The organism is Ilumatobacter sp. (assembly GCF_049588435.1).
GTDB lineage: Bacteria > Actinomycetota > Acidimicrobiia > Acidimicrobiales > Ilumatobacteraceae > Ilumatobacter_A.
In genome coordinates this window covers 1-3,275 of record NZ_JBAVYV010000076.1, presented here as the reverse complement: position 1 = coordinate 3,275, position 3,275 = coordinate 1, and the positions used below count along the sequence as shown (strand labels likewise).

Annotated in this window: 3 protein-coding genes and 2 pseudogenes; all 5 read right to left on the bottom strand. The window is 69.3% G+C overall.

All coding sequences use genetic code 11. The features are described 5' to 3' along the window. Positions 1-276, bottom strand: a pseudogene (locus tag WBV89_RS02785) (aspartate aminotransferase family protein); the annotation flags it as partial. Beyond that, the gene (hemB, locus tag WBV89_RS02780; RefSeq protein ID WP_423979818.1) at positions 273-1,280 is read right to left on the bottom strand and encodes a porphobilinogen synthase; all 1,008 of its coding nucleotides are present in this window, start codon (positions 1,278-1,280) and stop codon (positions 273-275) included. The gene hemB and the pseudogene WBV89_RS02785, both read right to left, overlap by 4 nt. Positions 1,281-1,290: 10 nt before the next feature. Next, entirely contained in the window at positions 1,291-2,037 is a 747-nt protein-coding gene (locus tag WBV89_RS02775) for a uroporphyrinogen-III synthase (RefSeq protein ID WP_423979817.1), read from the bottom strand. Beyond that, positions 2,034-2,924, bottom strand: a complete 891-nt coding sequence (hemC, locus tag WBV89_RS02770; protein ID WP_423979816.1) for a hydroxymethylbilane synthase — start codon at positions 2,922-2,924, stop codon at positions 2,034-2,036. Before hemC ends, WBV89_RS02775 begins: the two co-directional genes overlap by 4 nt. Before the next feature lie 14 nt (positions 2,925-2,938). Then, positions 2,939-3,275 (bottom strand): annotated as a pseudogene (locus WBV89_RS02765) (glutamyl-tRNA reductase); the annotation flags it as partial.

Below are 3,275 nucleotides of genomic sequence, written 5' to 3'. Positions count from 1 at the left end.
GCCGAGGATCACGGCGCCGTAGCTCTGGACGAGGTCGAGGTACGTGTTCCCCTCGACGTCGGTGATCGTCGCGCCGTCCGCCCGGGCGACGACGTAGGGCTCACCTCCGACCGAGCGGAACGCCCGGATCGACGAGTTGACGCCGCCGGGAATCGCCGCACAGCTGCGTTCGAAGAGGGTGTGATTCGACGGCACACCGGCACCGGTGCACACGGTCGAAACGCAACCCGCATCGACACAGGCCGTCGGATCGCACAGGGGAATCATCTCGGTCATCGCATCTCCGTTGCTGCCCGCTCGGCGAACCAACGGGTGAAGTAGGTCAGGATGATCGTGGCACCGGCGCGCTTGATCGCGGTGAGGTGTTCGAGCGCCACGGCATCGGCATCGATCCAGCCGCGTTCGCCCGCAGCGTGGATCATCGCGTACTCCCCGCTCACGTGATACGCCGCGACGGGCACATCGACGTGGGCCGCGACATCGGCGATCACATCGAGGTACGCGAGTGCCGGTTTGACCATCACCATGTCGGCGCCCTCGTCGAGATCGAGGTCGATCTCACGGATCGCCTCGGCGATGTTCCGATAGTCCTGCTGATAGCCCTTGCGGTCGCCGCCGTCGGCGATCGAGACGTCGACCGCGTCGCGGAACGGTCCGTACAGGGCGCTCGCGTACTTCGCCGAGTAAGCGAGGATCGCGATGTCGGGATACCCGGCCCCGTCGAGGGCCTCACGGATCACGGCGACCTGGCCGTCCATCATCCCGCTCGGGGCGACGACGTGAGCTCCGGCCTCGGCCTGCGCCACTGCGGCGCGGGCGTAGATCTCGAGCGTCGCGTCGTTGTCGACGACGCCATGGTCGTCGACGATCCCGCAATGGCCGTGGTCGGTGTACTCGTCGACGCACAGGTCGGCCATCAGCACCATGGTGTCGCCGAACTCGGCGCGCAGGTCGCGCAGCGCCTCCTGGACGATCCCATCCGGGTCGTAGGCGCCGCTCCCGACCGGGTCCTTCTCGGCGGGCACCCCGAACAGGATGACCGCACGGACCCCGAGGTCGATGAGCGCACCGACCTCGGCGCGCAGCGAATCGAGGGTGTGCTGCACCACGCCGGGAAGTGACTCGATCGGCTGCGGTTCGTCGATCCCCTCGCGCACGAACAGCGGCGCGACGAGATCGTCGACGCGCACGTGGACATCGGCGACCAACTCTCTCAACGCCGGACTGCGACGCAGCCGTCGGGGCCGGACGTACGGGCGGCGGGTGCGCTCGGCATTCACGACGGCCAGCCTACGTGTGGGAACCGGACGCTCCCCAGGCGTCGGCGAGCGTCGAGACCACGCCGGGCAACGAATGATCGCTCGCGACGTGGCTGACGGTGAGCCCGGCCCGCTCGGCGGCCGTCGCGGTCGTCGGACCGATCGCGATCACGAGCGGAGGGAGGCGGTGTGACGCATCCGCTCCGATCGCCTCGGCGAATCCAGAGGCCGCCGAGCCGCTGGCGAAGATCACCGCGTCGGCATCACCGATCGACTCGAGCGTGCCGTCATCGGGGCGCCGCAACAGCGTGCGGTACGCGACCACCGCGTTCACATCGTGTCCCGCCGCCCGCAATCCTTCGACCAGCGTCGGACCGGCCCGATCGGCCTGCGCCACGAGGACGCTGCACGGGCTGGTCACGCGTCGGGTGAACTCCTCGACCAGCGACTCGGCCCACTGCCGTTGCGGCACGAGATCGACCGGTCGACCGGCGAGATCTTCGAGGCGTTGCGCCGTCGCGGTACCCACGGCCGCGAGTCGCACATCGGGACGTCGAGCCAATTCCCGACCGACACGGTCGGATCCTGCGGCCGACGTGACGATCACCCAATCGGGCTCCGTGGACCATGCCCGTGCCAGCACATCGGAGTCGCCGTCCACGACCTCGATCAGCGGAACGTGGACGACGGTCGCTCCGGACTCGTCCAGCAGCCGTCCGAGCTCACCGCGCTGCTCACGGGTCACCACGACGGTGCACCCACGCAGCGTCGGAGTCACCCCAGCCGTTCCTGCATTGTGCTCGCCGTCGTTCGTGCGAGCGCGAGATCGGCGAGATGATCGGCTCCACCCGGCGACAGTTCGACGACATCGCTCACCGAGCGATTCTCCTCGGGTTCGGCGAGGAAGACGTGCAGTCGGTCCCCGTCGACGTGGCCCGCCACCGGAAGCGAGCAGCCGCTCCCCAACTCGGCGAGGAACGCCCGCTCGACCTCGACTCGACGGCGCGTCACCGCGTGGTCGACCGCTGCGAGCGCGTGCATCGTGTCCGCGTCACCGGTGCGGCACTCGACGGCCACGCACCCCTGGCCGACCGCCGGGACGAAACGTTCGATCGGCAGTGTCTCGGCGATGCGATCGGTCATCTCGAGAATCTCGAGTGCGGCGCGGGCCATCACGATGGCCCCACCCTCGGGGATCTTCGACAGGCGGGTGTCGATGTTGCCGCGCAGTTCGACGAACCGGAGGTCCGGTCGAACGGCGGCCAACTGGGCGCGGCGGCGCACCGAGCCGGACGCGACCGTTGCACCGTCGGGGAGTGCGTCGAGCGTCGATCCGACCAGGACGTCGTGCGGTGCACGTCGTTCGGTGAACGCACCGATCGTCAGACCCGGTGCCGGCTCCGACGGAAGATCCTTCGCCGAATGCACCGCGATGTCGGCGCGCCCGTCGACCACCGCTCGCTGGACCTCCTTGACGAAGACACCCTGACCGCCGATCGAGTGGAGGGGGACGTCCTGGCGGGCGTCCCCCGAGGTCTCGATCAGGACGAGTTCGACCGAGCGGCCGCTGACCGACGAGATCGCGGTTGCCACGACGTTGGCCTGAGCCATCGCCTGGCGCGATCCACGCGTCGCGAGACGGACGGGGACGAGGACGGTCGGCACGGTCGAGGTGCCCCTCAGCCGAGGTCGAACAGGTCGCGGACCGCAGCGGCGTTCCGGTCGCCCTGCGGAGTTCCGGCGTCGAGCTTCAACCGCACGGACGGCTCGTGGAGCAGCTTCGACACGATCGCCTTGGTGAGTGCGTCGACGGCGTCGCGATCAGCGTCGGACAGGCCGCCGAGACGACCGGCGAATCGCTCGACCTCACCGGTCCGCACCGCATCGGCGGCGCGCCGCATCGATGCGATCAGTGGCGCCGCCTGCCGCGATGTCTGCTCGACGGCGAAGTTGTCGACTTCCTCGGCGACGATCCGGCGGACGAGTTCGGCTTCCTTGACGCGCAGCGCACGGCCA